This window comes from Novosphingobium organovorum, from assembly GCF_022832435.1.
GTDB classification, from domain to species: Bacteria; Pseudomonadota; Alphaproteobacteria; order Sphingomonadales; family Sphingomonadaceae; genus Novosphingobium; species Novosphingobium organovorum.
On the sequence record NZ_JALHLF010000017.1, the window covers coordinates 22796 to 38747 of the forward strand.

General features: G+C 61.9%; 12 protein-coding genes and 1 pseudogene. 7 read left to right on the top strand and 6 right to left on the bottom strand.

Annotated elements, in window-relative coordinates:
* Positions 1–553: 553 nt before the first annotated feature.
* The 3 genes from MTR62_RS06990 to MTR62_RS07000 all read left to right on the top strand — a co-directional run bounded on the left by MTR62_RS06990 (position 554) and on the right by MTR62_RS07000 (position 4249).
* Positions 554–1879, top strand: coding sequence for an MFS transporter (locus tag MTR62_RS06990; protein ID WP_244018381.1), 1326 nt, complete (start codon positions 554–556; stop codon positions 1877–1879).
* A 136-nt stretch (positions 1880–2015) separates the two neighbouring features.
* Positions 2016–2564 carry a gluconate 2-dehydrogenase subunit 3 family protein gene (locus tag MTR62_RS06995; protein WP_244018383.1) on the top strand — a complete coding sequence of 183 codons (549 nt, stop codon included), beginning with the start codon at positions 2016–2018 and terminating at the stop codon, positions 2562–2564.
* Complete coding sequence (locus tag MTR62_RS07000) at positions 2561–4249, top strand: FAD-dependent oxidoreductase (protein WP_244018385.1); 1689 nt, start codon at positions 2561–2563, stop codon at positions 4247–4249. The genes MTR62_RS06995 and MTR62_RS07000 overlap by 4 nt, the downstream gene beginning before the upstream one ends.
* Before the next feature lie 87 nt (positions 4250–4336).
* Here MTR62_RS07000 and MTR62_RS07005 read toward each other — a convergent pair whose 3' ends face one another.
* From MTR62_RS07005 to MTR62_RS07015, 3 genes are read right to left on the bottom strand one after another with little or no spacing between them, the layout of a single operon-like run.
* A complete protein-coding gene (locus MTR62_RS07005; protein WP_244018387.1) occupies positions 4337–4660 on the bottom strand; it encodes a Zn-ribbon domain-containing OB-fold protein in 324 nt (107 codons plus the stop codon).
* Positions 4657–5829 (bottom strand): thiolase family protein, encoded by a 1173-nt coding sequence (locus tag MTR62_RS07010; RefSeq protein ID WP_244018389.1) that lies wholly within the window; start codon positions 5827–5829, stop codon positions 4657–4659. Before MTR62_RS07010 ends, MTR62_RS07005 begins: the two co-directional genes overlap by 4 nt.
* On the bottom strand, positions 5826–7442 hold the full coding sequence (locus tag MTR62_RS07015; protein ID WP_327194386.1) for an ATP-dependent acyl-CoA ligase: 1617 nt from the start codon (positions 7440–7442) through the stop codon (positions 5826–5828). The genes MTR62_RS07010 and MTR62_RS07015 overlap by 4 nt, the downstream gene beginning before the upstream one ends.
* A 161-nt stretch (positions 7443–7603) precedes the next feature.
* On the opposite strand from MTR62_RS07015, the gene MTR62_RS07020 reads away from it, so the two are divergent.
* The gene (locus MTR62_RS07020; RefSeq protein WP_244018391.1) at positions 7604–8596 is read left to right on the top strand and encodes a sugar phosphate isomerase/epimerase family protein; all 993 of its coding nucleotides are present in this window, start codon (positions 7604–7606) and stop codon (positions 8594–8596) included.
* Between the two features lie 191 nt (positions 8597–8787).
* On the opposite strand, the gene MTR62_RS07025 is transcribed toward MTR62_RS07020, so the two are convergent.
* A complete protein-coding gene (locus tag MTR62_RS07025; protein ID WP_244018393.1) occupies positions 8788–9477 on the bottom strand; it encodes a hypothetical protein in 690 nt (229 codons plus the stop codon).
* 13 nt (positions 9478–9490) lie between these two features.
* Entirely contained in the window at positions 9491–10615 is a 1125-nt protein-coding gene (locus MTR62_RS07030; RefSeq protein ID WP_244018395.1) for an acyl-CoA dehydrogenase family protein, read from the bottom strand.
* Between the two features lie 97 nt (positions 10616–10712).
* Between MTR62_RS07030 and MTR62_RS07035 the strand changes: the two genes are divergently transcribed.
* From MTR62_RS07035 to MTR62_RS07045, 3 genes and pseudogenes are all read left to right on the top strand, one after another.
* Positions 10713–11633, top strand: coding sequence for a LysR family transcriptional regulator (locus MTR62_RS07035; protein WP_244018397.1), 921 nt, complete (start codon positions 10713–10715; stop codon positions 11631–11633).
* 243 nt (positions 11634–11876) lie between these two features.
* Positions 11877–12550 (top strand): annotated as a pseudogene (locus MTR62_RS07040) (IS5 family transposase).
* A gap of 62 nt (positions 12551–12612) precedes the next feature.
* Entirely contained in the window at positions 12613–12852 is a 240-nt protein-coding gene (locus tag MTR62_RS07045; RefSeq protein ID WP_244018399.1) for a hypothetical protein, read from the top strand.
* 289 nt (positions 12853–13141) lie between these two features.
* On the opposite strand, the gene MTR62_RS07050 is transcribed toward MTR62_RS07045, so the two are convergent.
* Positions 13142–15679, bottom strand: coding sequence for an arylsulfatase (locus tag MTR62_RS07050; RefSeq protein WP_244018401.1), 2538 nt, complete (start codon positions 15677–15679; stop codon positions 13142–13144).
* Positions 15680–15952 lie beyond the last annotated feature (273 nt).

Genomic DNA, 15952 nt, shown 5'->3' on the forward strand with positions numbered 1-15952 from the left:
AGCCTCGACACACAGGGGGTGACGGCTCGGCGATTCGTTTTAAGCCTGCAGCAATTAACATGCATATGCAACTGTCTTGCCTGGCTCGACCGTTCTGTTCCGACAAAAAGAACTCCGATTCGAACGGCACAGGCCATCGCTCTGAGCGCGCCGGCGGACCCGCACATAGGGGTCGACGACGGAATGCTCCAAGTGCAGCATATGCGCACTAACCTTCGGGCAGATCGGAAAAAAGTACGATGAAATGCCAACCTACATTTCACCTTGATTGTTTAGGCTTAAATCAATACCACTGTAATCAAAGGCGCCTCGAGACAAGCCGGACCCACCATGCGGGGAAGAAGTTCATGCACGCCACTACCCAATGCCGACCGACCCGGCATAGCGTCCACGCGACGCGATGCCCGCAAGTCACGACGCCATCCTGCACATCTGCGGGCAATAGAATCTCCTCCCCTATTGCCCGCCGGCCCGCACCCTCGCCCCGGCCCGGTCCGGCGGCAAGGGTGCGGGTTGCTCCGCTCTCGGCCCATTCGAATGCAAGGTGCTGCTCATGACCGCTCCCCTGGCGCCCACCGCCGCACAGCCAGCGCCTTATACGCCCGTGACGCCCAAGGGACTGCGCACTTCGCGCATGGTCACGGCCATCTGCTGGTTTGCCTTGGTCTGCGAAGGCTACGACCTGGGATCACTGGGGGCCGTGCTGCCTCGCATGCTCGTGTACAAGCCCTGGTCGCTCACACCGACCATGGCCGGAGCGATGGCCAGCGCAGCGCTGGCCGGGGCTTTCTTCGGTGGATACCTATTGGGTATGTTCGGGGACCGTTTCGGCCGCAAGCCCGCTTTTCTGATCTGTCTCACCGTATTTTCGGCGGCTACCGGCCTTGCCGCCTTCGCCGCGAGCCCGCTCGAATTCGCGTTCTGGCGTTTCATCGCCGGTGTGGGGATCGGGGGCATCGTCCCGGCATCGTCCTCGCTGACGACCGAATTCGCGCCGAGGGGCCAGGCGAACAAGGCCTTTGCGATCATGTTCTCGGGCTATTCCCTGGGCATCTTCGGGTCTGCCGTGATGTCCTATTTCATCGTTCTGGACTTTGGCTGGCGCATGGTCTTTGCCATTGGCGCACTACCGCTGTTGCTGGTTCCGATCTTTGCCTGGCTGCTGCCCGAATCACTGAACTTTCTGCAATCGGCAGGCCGTCATGGCACGGCGCAGGCGCTCAGCGCCAAACTGGGCGTACCCATGCCCGAACCCGAGACTGCCCCCGACACGGGAGCCGAGCCCAAGGCGGGACTGCGTGCGCTCTTTGCCCGGGGCAATGCCCTCGCCACGACCGGCTTCTGGCTGGCGACGTTCATGGACATGATTCTCGTCTACGGGCTCAATACCTGGCTTCCCGAAATCATGCGCGCGGCGGGCTACGATCTTGGTCCAAGCATCCTGTTCCTGGGCGTGTTCGCCCTGGCTTCCGCGGTAGGCGGCGTCCTTCTCGGTGCCATCGCCGACCGGGTCGGACGCAGATTGACGATCATCGCCTCCTTCACCATGGGCGCCGTGATGATCGTGCTCCTCGCGTTTCCCTGGCCGCTCCCGGTCACGTACGCGATTGTCGGCCTGGCCGGGATTGGCAGCGTGTCTGCCGCCGTGCTCGTAACGAGCTACCTTGCGGCGTATTTCTCGGCCCGGTTGCGCGCAACGGCGGTCGGGACCTGCATCAGCTTTTCGCGTTTCGGCGCCGTGTGCGGTCCGATGATGGGGGCGATGATCGCCCAATACCATCTGCCAACCGCCTGGAACTTCCTGTTCTTCGCCCTGGCCGCCCTGCTCGCCGGTGCGTCGATCCTTCTTGTCCCGCCCCGCCATGGGGTAAAAGGATGACAGTCTGGACGTGCCGTGGCGCGCGCGCCCCACGTAACGTGCCTGTATATACCGCCAAGGTGTCGCCAAGGTAACGAGGATCCCCATGAAACAATCCCCTTTTCCGTCATCGACCGGGTCCAGTCGACGCGACGCCTTGCGCCTCGCCCTGCACGTCTCGTCGCTTGGCGCACTGGCCCTCCCGCTCGGCGCGCTCGCCGGGTGTGCGCATCATCCGGAAATGAGCTACGAGCGTCGCAGCCACATGCTGGAAGCGCTGATCAAGCTGGTTCTTCCCGATGCGCAGCCCGCACAAGTGCTTGAGGATCGCAGCTTCGTGTTCCGTTCCATTGACCGCAAGATGCGCGGCGTGACCTTTGCCCACCTCGATGCTCTTGCCGGTCAACTCGATGAAATGTCGGGTGGCGACTTCCTTGAGCTTTCCCCAGATCGCCGCAAGGCGAGCCTCGAAGCGGTCGACCATCAAACGTTCACGGACGCCTCGCCGATCGCGCACCCCTGGTATTCCATCAAGGCCATGATCGTCATCGCCTACTTCACCTCCAGCCCCGGGATGGAGGACACGCTTCTCTATGATCTCGTGCCGGGGCGCTACGATCCCGACATTCCCGTCACTCCCGATTTCAAGCCGATGTCCAACGACTGGTCAGCCGTGAGCATCCGCAAACCACTGGTGTCCTCATGAGCAATGATTTCGACGCGATTGTCATCGGTTCCGGTATCACGGGTGGATGGGCTGCCAAGGAACTGACCGAACGTGGCCTGCGCGTCCTCATGATCGAGCGCGGCCCGATGATCGAGCACCAGAGCGGCTATACCACCGAAATGACGCCGCCTTGGGAATTGCCCTATCGCGGTTATGGCGACCCGGACGAATTTGCCACCGACTATGCCGTGCAGAGCAAGGGCATGCACTTCACCGAGTGGACCAAGACCCATTTCGTCAACGATCGCCTCAACCCCTACGAAACGCCCGAAGGCAAGGATTTTCAGTGGCGCCGGGGTTACCAGATGGGCGGACGCTCGCTGACCTGGGGGCGCCAGTGCTATCGTTGGGGCGATCTCGATTTCGGCGCCAATGCCCGCGATGGCCATGGCGTCGACTGGCCAGTGCGCTATGCCGACATGAAGCCTTGGTACGACCATGTCGAAGGTTTCATCGGTGTCTCGGGCTCTTGCGAAGGCTTGCCGCAATTGCCCGACGGAAAATTCCTGCCCGCGCGTCCGCTGAACGCTGTCGAGACCGCTCTCAAGCATGCGGTCGAACAGCGTTACCCCGAGCGTCGGGTCATCATGGGGCGCAGCTCCAACATCACCGAAATGGTCGGTGATCGCGGTCCATGCCAGAACCGCAACATTTGCGCACGCGGCTGCTCCTACGGTGGGTACTTCAGCACCCAGGCATCGACTCTGCCCGCCGCACAGGCAACCGGCCGCCTGACCATCAAGACCGACAGCATCGTCGAAGGCCTGGACTACGACGCTGCCAGCCGCAAAGTCACCGGCGTGCGCGTGATCGATGCCAAGACCAAGGACAAGGCCACCTATTCCGGCCGGATCGTCTTTTTGTGCGCGGGTTCGGTCAACTCGGTCAGCATCCTGCTAAGGTCGGCTAGTCCGGCCATGCCCGAAGGCCTTGGCAATTCCAGTGGGACACTCGGTCGCTATTTCATGGACCATGCGCTCAGCCTTTCGCTCTCGGCGAACATCGCGGGCTTCGACGACCATGTCTACTTCGGCAATCGGCCCAGCTCAATCATCATTCCACGCTGGATAAACGTAGACGAACAGAGCCGCCATCCCGAATTTCTGCGCGGCTATTCCTTCCAGGGCGGAGCGACCCGCCGTGGCTGGCCCGACAACCTCGGGCTCCAGGGCCTGGGCCAGAACCTGGTCAACAAGACCGCAAAGCTGGGCCACTGGTCCTTGTTGCTTGGGGCCTTCGCCGAATGCCTGCCGCGCGCGGACAACCGCATTACCCTGTCGACCACGACGCGCGATCGCTACGGCATGCCGCTGACCCGCATTGATTTTTCCTATGGCGAAAACGAGCACAAGTTGCTGCGGCACGCACTCGAGGAAGCCAAGAAGATGATTGCCCCGCTCAACGCCACGATCACCAACGAAAGTGTCGACCCCGGTTCAGGTGGCGGCGCGGTGCACGAAATGGGTGGTGCACGCATGGGCGCGGACCCCGGCGTCTCGGTTGTCGATGGCTTCAACCGGATGCATGACGTTGCGAACCTTTTCGTGACCGATGGTGCCGCGATGAGTTCGAGCGCCTGCCAAAACCCCTCGCTGACGTACATGGCCTTCACCGCGCGAGCGGCAGCCCACGCGGTCGACCGTCTCACGAGCGAGGGCATCTGAACGCCTGACGCGGTGTCTCAAGCACAAAAAAAGGGGCGCTCCTTGCGGGGCGCCCCTTTTTCTTTTCATCCTCAAGATGTTTGCGGCTCAGGCGTCCTGCGCTCTGGCGATCCACACACCCGGCCGATCCTGCGAAGGCGCAAGGCACACCCGTGCCGGTGTCTGGAGGCCCGGCTCGGCAAAGCAGATCACCTGCACGCCGCAATCCAGATCAACCGTTGCCAGTTGCACAGGAAGATGTGCGCGCCACTCGGGGTCCAGCGAATGATGGACCGTGCTGAGCGCCAGCAGCACTCCCCGCCCCTCGATCGCGCAATCGGCCAGAGCATCGGAAAGGCAGTTTCCGCAGACGGCATGAGCCGGATAGTTGAAAGTGCCGCAGCTCTGGCAGCGCTGTATCGAAATTGTCATCGCGCCCCCTCCAGGATGACCGCACCCGTTCCCAGGCACCGGTCGTACGTCACCATGCCGTAGCCGCTCGCCAGACCGATCCGCGCATCACGAACCTGCCCGCCGAGCGGCTGGCCCGTGACTTGGCGCAGCGTTTCCACGACTGTCAGGAACCCGCCCGAGCAGCCGGCCTGCCCGCACCCCAGCTGTCCACCACTGGTGTTGACGGGAAAGTCGCCCTGAATGGTCAGGTCATGACGGCGAACGAAGTCCGCAGCTTCGCCCTTGGCGCAAAAGCCGAGGTCTTCCAGCTGCATCATGGTGATCACAGGATAATCGTCATAGGTCTGAACGCAATCGATGGCGCTACAGTCAAGACCGGACTGAGCGTAGAGCGCATCGCGATCCATCGCCCAGCCACTGCGCACCGCTATCGGGTCTTCGCGATAGGCGTTGTGCCGTTCGATCGCACCGCGGATCGTTGCGTACGGCAGGCCCAACGCGCGCGCCCGTCGTACCTCCATGACCAGAAAGCCTTCCGCGCCGGCACAGGGCATCACGCAATCGAACAGGTGCAAAGGGCCGGCCACCGGCCGCGCTGCAAGGTAGTCCTCCATGGTCAGCGATTTCCCGCCGAGCAAAGCGTTGGGGTTGGTCGCGGCGTTGGCCCGCTGAGCGAGCGCGATGCGGCCAAAGTCCTCACGCGTGACGCCGAAGCTTTGCATGTAGTGCTGGGTAATCAGCGAAAAGCAACCGTTCGGCCCAGCGGACGCGTAAGGGATGATCGCCTGGCTCGAGAACGAACTGAAGTTGTTGACCAGCCCTGCGAACGTCTCAGGATTCGCCGTGTCGCCCGCGATGCACGCCACGATATTGGCATCACCCATCTGCACCGCGCGCGCAGCCCGGCGCAGCGCCATGACCCCGCTGACGCCGCCAAAGGGCAGCCATTCGATCCAGCGCGGCGCCATGCCGAAATGCTCGGTCAGAGCGATCGTCGAGTCGGGAGCGAGCGTGAACGAGGCACTCGCCAGTCCGTCAATCTCCTCCTTTGCGATTCCCGCAGCAGCGATGAGCTGGGCCAACGCGCGCGCCAAAAACCAGTGCGCGCTGCGTGTCGAGGTCTTTTCATACGTGACGGTTGTCGGGCAGACGACGGCGACACCGTCATAGGCGTGTGGCCGGGTCACGCGGTATGCTTGCGCGGCACATCGCGGCGCACCTCGTATCCGACCTTTTCCCGGTCCCAGGTGTCTTGGGTCACGCCCTGTTCGCGCAACTTGAACTTTTGCACCTTGCCGTTTTCAGTCGACGGCAGTTTCGAACAGAAACGCACGAAACGCGGAACCGAGAAGTAGGTCATGCGCGGCTGGCAAAAATCGAGGATTTCCTCGGGAGAGACACGCGCCCCTTCATGCAGCACGATCGCCGTCATGACCTCGTCTTCGGCCAGTTCGGAGGCCACGGCATAGACGGCCGCCACGGCAATTGCCGGATGGCCGTGCAGGACTTGCTCGACTTCGTACGAGGAAATGTTTTCGCCCCGGCGACGGATCGCATCCTTGATGCGGTCCATGAAGTAGAAATAGCCCTGCGCGTCCTGATAGACCCTGTCCCCGGTATGGAACCAGAGATTACGGCGGCTTTCGCTCGTCGCCTCCGGCATTTCGAAATAGCCTGTCGCGGTGGAAAAGGCGATGTCGCTGCGCAGCAAGAGTTCGCCGGGCTCACCGGTGGGCACCGGGTCGTCCTGCGCATCGGCGACCATGGCATGATAACCGGGACGCACGCGGCCCATGGCGCCAGGCTTTTGATGCGCAAGCGTCTCGCCGATTACAAAGTTGGTCTCGGTGGAACCGTATCCGTCGATCAGGCCGATCCCGAAACGCTCGGTGAATGCCTTCATCGAATCCGCCGGAACCCCTGGAGCCAGGGCTCGCGTGGTCGGATGATCGGCATCGTCGTCCTTGGCGGCGGTCGACAGCAGGATCGGCACCATCGCCCCCAGAACATACGTCACCGTCGCGCCATGCTCGCGCAGACTGGGCACGAAACCGCGTGCCGAGAAGCGCTCCAGAACGACGATCATTCCGCCGCTGACCAGCGCCTGGTAGAACGCGCCCAGCGCGTTGACGTGAAACAGCGGCAACGTTGTGAGCAGGACGTCGCACTGCGTGATTTCCAGGATTTCAGCCGAATTCACACCCCACCAGTAGAACTGCGCGTGCGGGCAGCATACGCCTTTGGATGGCCCGGTCGTACCCGAGGTGTAGATGATCGCTCCGGTGTCGCTGGACGCGCATTCCACCGGATCGACGCGCCCCGCACCTTCGGGAAGCGCAGCGGCCGGCCATGGCCCCACCGTCTCGACCAGGCCATCCTCGCCCTCCGCACCGATCAGCCAGACCTGCTCAATGGCCACGGCCCCGGCATCGATGAAGTCGAGGATGGAAGCCAGAGCGCTTTCGATGGCCAGCAAGCGTGCGCCGCAGTTGCCCAGGATATGCTGCAACTGCGCCCCGCGCGACGCCAGGTTGATCGGGACGGCCACCGCATTCAGCCATGAGCACGCCAGAATGAGATCCATCATCTCGATCCGATTGCCGCACAAAATGGCGACCCGATCGCCCGGCCCCACACCCTGTTCGCGCATGGAATGGGCAAGGCGCGAAGCGCGTTCGATGAGATCGGCGGCTGAATAATCCTGCCCCGCCATGCGCAACAAAGTCGTTGGCGCACTCTCGCGTGCCCGGATTTCTAATAGCTTGGATGCACGACGATCGATCGGAGGTACCAACATCATTGCCTCTGTTCAGAAAGTGGATGGGGGGATGAATTTCAAACGCAGGGCTTTTGCTCGCTTCGTCCTGCCTCGCTTGCGGGATACCATCGGCAAGACTTTACTTCAAACTTAAAACATATAATTTGTCCAGGACGCGACACCCAGTCCAAAAGGGAATTACGATGACGATTGCACGACGCGACCTGCTTTCCGGCATGGCTATGGCCGTTCCAGCGCTCTACGCCAGCAAGGCTTTCGGCCGCCCCTGTTCGGCTCAGGCCCAATTTGGCGTTCAGACCTACAGCTTTCGCGACATGCTGCCGACCGAAGGCGACATGATCGACAAGATGATCGTCGGTTGCCGCGAAATCGGCGTCGACATGATCGAGCTGTTCGAACCGACCATCGAACCTCCGGCGCTGAGCAGCAGTGCCCCCTGGGCGGTCAAGACGGGCAAGATCACCCAAGCCTCGCTTTACGGGCGCCCCCCGGAAGGGCCCAAGCCCGAAGCCGAGCTGCGCAATCGTGAGGACATTCGCAAATGGCGCATGGAAACGCCCCTCGCCCAGTTTGTCGAGATCGGTCACCGCTTCCGCTCGGCCGGGATTACCGTTCAGGCCTTCAACTTCGGCCTCAAGGATGATTGTACCGACGCCGAAGTCGATAAGGGCTTCATGGTCGCCAAGGCACTCGGAACCGATTTGATGACGGCCTCGACCACGCTCACGATGGCCAAGCGGACCGTCCCGTTCGCCGCCAGGCACGGTATCTACCTTGGCCTGCACGGCCACTCCAATCTGCACGATGCAAACCAGTTCGCCACGCCCGAAAGTTTCGATGAGGGCCTTGCGATGTCGCCCTGGTACCGCCTGAATTTCGACATCGGGCACTTTGCCGCCGCCGGTTTCGACACGCTCGCCTTTCTCGAAAAGCACAAGAGCAAGATCGTCAGCGTGCACTTCAAGGATCGCAAGAAGAACCTGGGCCCCAACGAACCTTTCGGTCAGGGCGACACGCCCATCGCGGACGTCTTGCGCTACATCCGTTCGAATTGCCTGCCGATCCCGATGATGCTCGAATACGAATACGATGGTGGATCCTCGGTCAAGGCGCTGCGCGAAATGCTGCAATACTGCCATGAAGCCTGGGCACAGGCGCCTCTTCACACCCTGTAAGGGCTGGTTTGCGAAAAGGCCCTGACCGGCCTTTTCGCAAACGCCACCAACCCGCGTCCGTCCCCCCACTATCCCGGCAGACACAAGAAAAGGCCGGACTGCGCGTTCCGCAATCCGGCCTTTTCCGTTGGGACGCCTTTTGCCACCGTCACTCCCTGCCCTGCCTTTCAAGAACGGGCAGGCAGCCCGGTTCAGCCAACCACCCGCTCACACAGCATCGGCACATGGATGGCTCCCCCTTCGAAGGGGGGGAAATCATGAAAGTCGGCGCGCATCTCGTCGCGAACGGGCGAATTGAGCGCCGCTTCAAGCGCCTCGGAAGAGGCGAACACCACTTTGTTGCGCTGCATATGCTCAGCGCGAGGCCAGGGCGCAGTGTCGACCCAGTCCGTACGGGTGCAGATCTCGATCCCGATGATCCCCGGGAAACGCGCCATGATCACCGGATGATGGGCGATATAATACCCAAGCCAGGCGTTGAGATCCTGCGCATGGCCGGGATAATGAACCATGTAGGCACAGGAGAAGTCCCGCTCGGGTTCCGCACCCTCGGGCACCGCATAGCCGCGTGCGACCATCACCTGCTGGCTGGCGACGGCCCCGGCCAGGCTAGGCAGCGTTTCGGCTGTAATGCCCGCCAGAGGTGCATGTGCGGTCAAGGCGCTTTCGGCATCCTCGATCGTGTCGAAATAGGCCTGAATTCCCAATACCGGCACGGGATCTTGCGAATTGTAACGGTCGCGGGCTTGAGCGGGCGTCATGACAAGCACCTTGCGCGCCCGTTCGACCGATCCGGCAAGACGCCGGACACGCTCGAGGTCCACCGCCGCGATCCGTGCAGCCGGGTCGGTGTTGTGGAACTGAAGGAACAGAGTGAACATACCGTCCGCCTTTTCAGAGGCCCTTGGAAGCACCCGCGAGGAAGCCGCCCACTTCCTCGATCGTTGAATCGTTGAGCGAAGCGTGCTGCATGACCACCATCGCGTCGCGCAGGATTTGCTGCAGGCGGTGCGTCTTGGCGATGACCGACATGCCTGCGGCCCGGAAGCAATCCTGCACGATCTCGGCGCCAGTCTTCGCTGCATAGGATGCGGCAAGGCGCATCAGGTTGCGTTGATGGTCGCTCACCTCGCCCGTCTTGACCACCATGTCCCAGGCCTCCTCGGCGGTTTCGTAGAAAAAGCCTGACAGCGATTGCCAGCGCGCTTCACCCAGCGCCAGGGCGGTTCGAAAATACGCGCGATCGCCCAGGGTTGCCTGCCCCGGCATCATCTTGGACGCCGCCGCCATGTCGCGCACGAGATCCAGCGCGGCGCGAGCCATGCCGATATTGCACACCGCGTGCACTTGCGCCTGGAACACCATCGGAGGGTAACGGTAAAGAGGTTCGTCGACGTCGCTCTTGCCGCCACGCGGACAAGTCCATTCGCGCGGGTAGAACTTTTCGGTGACACTGGTGTCGTGACTGCCGGTCCCCTGAAGGCCGAACACTTCCCAGTTGTCGATGATCTCTACATCCGCGGCCGGTGCGACGGCCATGCGCACGTCGGTTCCGGCCGTACCGGGAATGGTGATACCCACGCCAATCCAGTCCGCCCCCTTGCAACCGCTGGCGAAGCGCCAACGGCCCGAAACGACGTATCCGTCTTCGATCTCGGTAGCAGGCTTGAGAGGATAGAGCCCCCCGGCGAAGACCTGGTCCGGGCCGCTCGCGTAGATCTTGGCCTGCGTTTCGACCGGCAGCGCCGCAACATAGGTATTGGCCGACCCGAAGGCCGCCACCCAGGCCGCTGAGCCGTCTTCGCGCGCGATCAGATCGATCATGCGCAGGAAGTCTGCCGGTGGCATCGCGTCGCCACCGAACATTTTGGGAGTGGCCGCACGGAAAATGCCCGCCGCCTTCATCTGTTCGACGACGTCGCGCGGAACGTGCGCAAGCCTGTCGAATTCCTCGCGGCGATTTCGGATGGTCTCGATAAGCGTGGCGAATGCGTCCGTCGCTTCGGCGGCTTTGGTCATAACGTCTGCGGTCACGATTCCATCCTTGTCTTGAAAACCTGCAGCCGATCGTATTCACACAATGACATAGATCAAATCTATTGTTATTATCTTTATCATGAACAATTCTTATAATCAGACGTTCGACACGAACCTTGTTCGGGCCTTCCTGGCGATATGGGACACGGGAAGCCTTACCCTTGCTTCTCAACAGCTTGGCCTGACACAGCCTGCATTGAGCCACGCGCTGAAGCGGCTTCGCGAACGGTTTGACGATCCTCTTTTCGTCCGCGGCCCGCAGGGAATGGCCCCTACCCACAAGGCCTCGCAGCTGCACGAGCCCTTCAGCAACGCCTACGCTCTGATTCACAGTGCGGTGGAGCAAACCCGCCGATTCGATCCCTCGACATCCAACCGGCGCTTCAGCATCGCGATGTCCGACGTTTCGGAAGTCTATTTCCTCCCGCGCCTGCTGTCCTGGTTGCGCAAGTCCGCTCCGGGCGTCACGATCGAAAGTGTCCCCTTGCGCGCGGGTCGTATCGCTCGCCGCATGAAGTTGGGCGAGATCGACCTTGCCATCGGGCATATTCCGGAACTCGAAGGGGAGTGCATCAGCCAAACGCTGTTCCATGACAGACTGATCTGCCTGGTACGCGCCGATCATGCCATGGCCGGACGCACCCTCACCCCACAGCAATTCGCGCAACTACGCCAAATCGACGTGGGTGCGACGGCCCCCAGCCACGCGGTACTCGACGCTCCCCTCGCCCGGCTGAACCTCCGGCGCAATTACGTGCTGAGCATCCATCACCTGCTCGCCGCCCCCCAACTCGTGCGCGATTCCGATCTGGCCACGATCTTTCCCGAAAGTCTGGCTCATCAGATCAACCGCAACGCGGAATTCAGCCTCCTGCCGCTCGGCCTCGACCTGCCCGAACTCGAAGTTCAACTTCACGTCCACAAGCGCATGGCCAAGGACAAAACCCTCGGCTGGCTGATGGCCGGCCTGCGCGAACTGTGCTCGAAACCCGAAATCTAGTGGATTGATTTTGCCATTTGCATCCCCTTGCGGCTGGTATGGGCCTGCAAGTGTCAAAATCGTAAAATCCACTAGAATCAAATGAATGCTAGTGGTTCGAAGAGATTCTGACATTGAGCACGCCCTATCCGATAGGGTACGAAATGTCAGAATCGAACCACTAGAGCGCAAACTCATAAACGGCTTTGTGGCGCCAATGGCGGCGGGATTCCGTTCGTGAATCCAGTTCGGTAAGGGGAGGCGATGAGCAGACCACTCCGCGCGCGCTACCGCACGACGAATTGGAAGTCCTGCAACGCAGCGCTGGCGCAAAGAGGTTCGCTTCAGGTCTGGTTTGATCCCGAGATGCAGTGGCTGTCCGCGCCAACCGGCAAGCGCGGGCGCCAGCCCGTCTTCTCGGACGCCGCGATCCCGGCCTGTTTGACGCTAAAGGGCGTGTTCAAGCTGCCCTTGCGCCAGACCACCGGCATGGTCGCCAGTCTTCTTAAGATGGCCGGGCTTGATTGGCTGGTGCCGGATTTCAGCACGCTGAGCCGGAGGCAGAAGACCTTGCGTGTCGAGATACCCTGTCAGCCCGGTTCCGGGCCGTTGCACCCGCTGATAGACAGCACGGGTATCAAGGCGGTTGGTGATGGGCAATGGTCCGGGCGCAAGCCTGGCCCGAGAGTACGCCGGGCGTTGCCGCCCGCAATGAAATCGTTCGCTCAAGCCGGCGGTTTGGCAGGGCAATCTGGAAACGATGGAGCGGCTATCACCAGCGCAGCCTGGTCGAAACCAAAATGCATTGCTTCAAGCTGCTGGGCGAACGCATCATGGCACGCGACTTCGATCGCCAGGTCGCCGAAAGGCAAATCCGCGCCGCCATCCCGGGCCGCTTCTCCACGCTCGCAACGCCTCGGACTCAGCGTGTCGCGTAGCTGAATGCATGCAAAGGCCAACTGCTACCCTCTGGCCGATTTGTGCGACAAAGCCGATACCGGTGACGATTGCACAACGCGAACTCCTCTCGACGATGGCGATGGCGCTTCTCTATGGCGGCAAGGCCTTCGCGCAGATTTGCACGGGCCAGGCGCCGTACGGCGTCCAGACCTACAGTTTCCGCGACATACTGCCGACCAGTGGCGACATGGTGGACAAAGTGATCGCCGATCGCCGAAGTCGTCCGCTACATCAGCGCCAACTGCCTCCCGATCCCGATGACGCTCGAGTACGAATATGACGGCGGCGTTTCGGTCGAGGCACTGCGCGAAATGATGCGCTATTGCAACAAGTCCTGGGCTTCGACAGCGCTACCGAAAGGCTGACGCGCTTCCTGCAGGTGCAGGACAGGAAAAGGCCGGATCTCGCTGATGGCGAGGCCCGGCCTTTTTCGTTGCGCTTACCACCGCGCAGTCCAGCCTGGATCGGTATCCACGCCGGCTCGCTGCTATTACGCGCGCCCGGGCATCTCGATAACGGCAAGGAGGGGGCGATCCAGATGTCTTCGGCCCTCTCCTTGCCGGATGAGGTCAGTTGCTCGTGCCTGTGTTCAGTGCCTTGTCCTTCTCGGCGCTTTCATCGTCAGCAAGACTGACGACGACCTTGTTGATACCAAGCTCCCAAGGGCCGAACGGTGCATAGTCGCTAGTCACCGCAGCCCCGGTGTCCATGCCGATGTCCATGGTTTCGCCCTGCCCGGCGTCCTTGACGTCGGAATAGGGCAAGTGACCGCATCCGGCCTTGTTGCCATTGATCTCGAAGCACAAAGTGCCGCCGCCATTGCCGTCCTTGCCCTTATCGGCGGTGAAGGCGAACGTGATATTAGCAGCGCCCGCCTTGACGGCGGTGTCGGCGGTGACTTCTGCGTGGTCCTGCGGGCGCTGGGTGTACGCTTGGTGGACCACCGGCACGCCGTTGCGCAGATAGAAGGCCCAGCCCCCGAAACGGCTGCCTCGCACGATAATCGGCGCGCTGACGCCATCCTTGCGCACGTCGAGATCCGCCGAGATCGTGAACGAACGGCGCCGGAAGCTGGGAGCCTTGTTCTCGCTCACGGTCAGGTCGCCGCCCCAGTATGTGAAGGACTTGCTTTCCGGCAGGTAATGGCGGTGCGAGGCGCTCAGGCGCGACTTGGCAAGATTGTCATCGAGAGGCAGGACATTGTTGCGTTCTGCCTCCCGCATCCAGATGCCCTGCATCTCTGCCAGCTTTTCGGGATACTTGGCCGCCACATCGCGCGACTGGCTGAAGTCCTTCGAGAGATCGTAGAGTTCCCACTTGTAGTCGGTGAACGGATTGCCGCCCGGGTTGCCCATCTCCCATGGCATGCGGCGCGGCGTCGTGTTGGCAAGCCAGCCGTTCTGATAGATCGCCCGGTTTCCGAACATTTCGAAATACTGGGTATCGTGCTGTTCGGCAGCGTCCGGATTGCGGAAGGTGTAATAGAGGCTGATGCCATCCATCCGCTGCTGCGCGACGCCATCGACCGACTTGGGCTGCGGCAGCCCGATCGAATCGAGGATGGTCGGGAAGATATCGCTCACATGCGCAAACTGATGCCGGATCGTGCCGGTTTCCTCGATGTGCTTGGGCCAGGAGATCACCATCCCGTTGTCGATGGCGCCCAGGTGCGAGGAAATCTGCTTCATGTAGGGGAACGGCGTAGCCATCGCCTGCCCCCAGCCGGCGGGATAGAGCTGGATGGTGTCGGGGCCTCCCATCGCATCGAGGTCCTTGGCAATCTCCGCGGCGGTCTGCTTGAACTCGTGCGTCATGTGCTGGACCTGGTTCAGCGTTCCGCTCGGCGATCCTTCGCCGCTGGGCCCGTTGTCGCCAACCAGATAGACGACCATCGTGTTGTCGGTCTGGCCCATGCGATCGATCTCGTCGAGAATGCGGCCGATCTGCGCATCCTGATAGGCGATCATCGCCGCAAACACTTCCATGTAGCGGGCATAGACGCGCTTCTCGTCCGCAGAGAGCGAAGACCAGGCCGGGATTTCGGCCGGCCAGGCCGCCAGCCGCGTGTCGGCGGGCACGATGCCCAGCTTCTTCTGATTGGCGAGGATCTGCTTGCGCGCGACGTCCCAGCCCTGATCGAACTTGCCCTTGAACTTTGCGATCCATTCCGGCGGCGCCTGGTGCGGAGCGTGCGCACTGCCCGGTGCGAAATAAACCAGGAACGGACGGTCGGGCCCCGTGGCCTTCTGCTGATGGATCCAGTGGATGGCATCGTCCGCCAGGGCATGGTCCAGCGTCTCGCCCTTGGGCATCTCAGGCTGGTTGACGGACAAGGTGTTGCGATAGAGGCGCGGGTTCCACTGGTTAGTGTCGCCGATCACGAAGCCATAGAAATATTCGAAACCAAGGCCAGTCGGCCAATGATCGAAGGGCCCGGAAAGGTTCGATTCCCACGACGGGATATTGTGATGCTTTCCAAAAAAGGCAGTGTTGTAGCCGTTTTCTTCAAGGACCTTGCCGATCGTCGCCGCGCTCTTCGGAATGATCGAACTGTAGCCCGGGTAGCCTGACGCAACGTCGGTCACGGCGCCGCTGCCCACGGCATGGCTGTTGCGGCCGGTCAGGAGCGCAGCCCGGGTCGGCGAGCACATGCCCGTCGTATGAAAGTTGTTGTAGCGCACGCCGTTCTTGGCGAGCCGGTCCAGATTGGGGGTCGGGATCAGGCCGCCGAACGCCGAGGTGGCACCGAAACCGACGTCATCGGTCATGATCAGCAGCACGTTCGGCGCGCCCGCAGGCGCAGCAACCGGCACCGGCCAATCGGGACGCGACTGGTTGACCGTCGCGCCCATCGTCCCGCGGAACGGGCTGGGAGTGATCGGCAAGGTCTCTCGCGAACGTCCGTCTTCGGTCGTGCGATGGATCATCGGAGCGGTGGCGTCTGCCGCCTGGTCCGGCGCGGCGGCGACTGGACCTGCGGCGAATGCGCCGCAGGTCAGCGCGAGAATCGACAGGATGCTTACCGAGTTCGCCAGACGGCGCTTTGGACGGGCACTACCAAACATGTGCTTTTGGCTCCTTGCTGACGGGCACGCGCATCCGGGCAATTCGGTGCGAAACCCGCTGGAATATCGTCTTGACAAGGCGCCCACCGGCTAAGTCTGGCGCCCTTCCATACTATCGACCCTTGCGCCCCCTTCGGAACGGCTTCGATCGTGTGCACTCCTCATCCGGCCCGGCGTACAAGCGGTGGAATGGAGCGAATATCTCCAAATCGAAGAGAGCCACCCCGCGGCCGCACGTCAGCCTGACAGCATTCGCCCCCTGCCTGCTTTTGCAGCGGGGCTCATGCAGCCTGAAAACAGAATACCGTTCGTAAG

Bases quoted from the DNA above. Each gene is read 5' to 3' on its own strand.
- MTR62_RS06990 (WP_244018381.1), top strand. From the start codon at position 554: ATGACCGCTCCCCTGGCGCCCACCGCCGCACAGCCAGCGCCTTATACG.
- MTR62_RS07000 (WP_244018385.1), top strand. From the start codon at position 2,561: ATGAGCAATGATTTCGACGCGATTGTCATCGGTTCCGGTATCACGGGT.
- MTR62_RS07005 (WP_244018387.1), bottom strand. From the start codon at position 4,660: ATGACAATTTCGATACAGCGCTGCCAGAGCTGCGGCACTTTCAACTAT.
- MTR62_RS07015 (WP_327194386.1), bottom strand. From the start codon at position 7,442: ATGATGTTGGTACCTCCGATCGATCGTCGTGCATCCAAGCTATTAGAA.
- MTR62_RS07020 (WP_244018391.1), top strand. From the start codon at position 7,604: ATGACGATTGCACGACGCGACCTGCTTTCCGGCATGGCTATGGCCGTT.
- MTR62_RS07025 (WP_244018393.1), bottom strand. From the start codon at position 9,477: ATGTTCACTCTGTTCCTTCAGTTCCACAACACCGACCCGGCTGCACGG.
- MTR62_RS07030 (WP_244018395.1), bottom strand. From the start codon at position 10,615: ATGACCAAAGCCGCCGAAGCGACGGACGCATTCGCCACGCTTATCGAG.
- MTR62_RS07035 (WP_244018397.1), top strand. From the start codon at position 10,713: ATGAACAATTCTTATAATCAGACGTTCGACACGAACCTTGTTCGGGCC.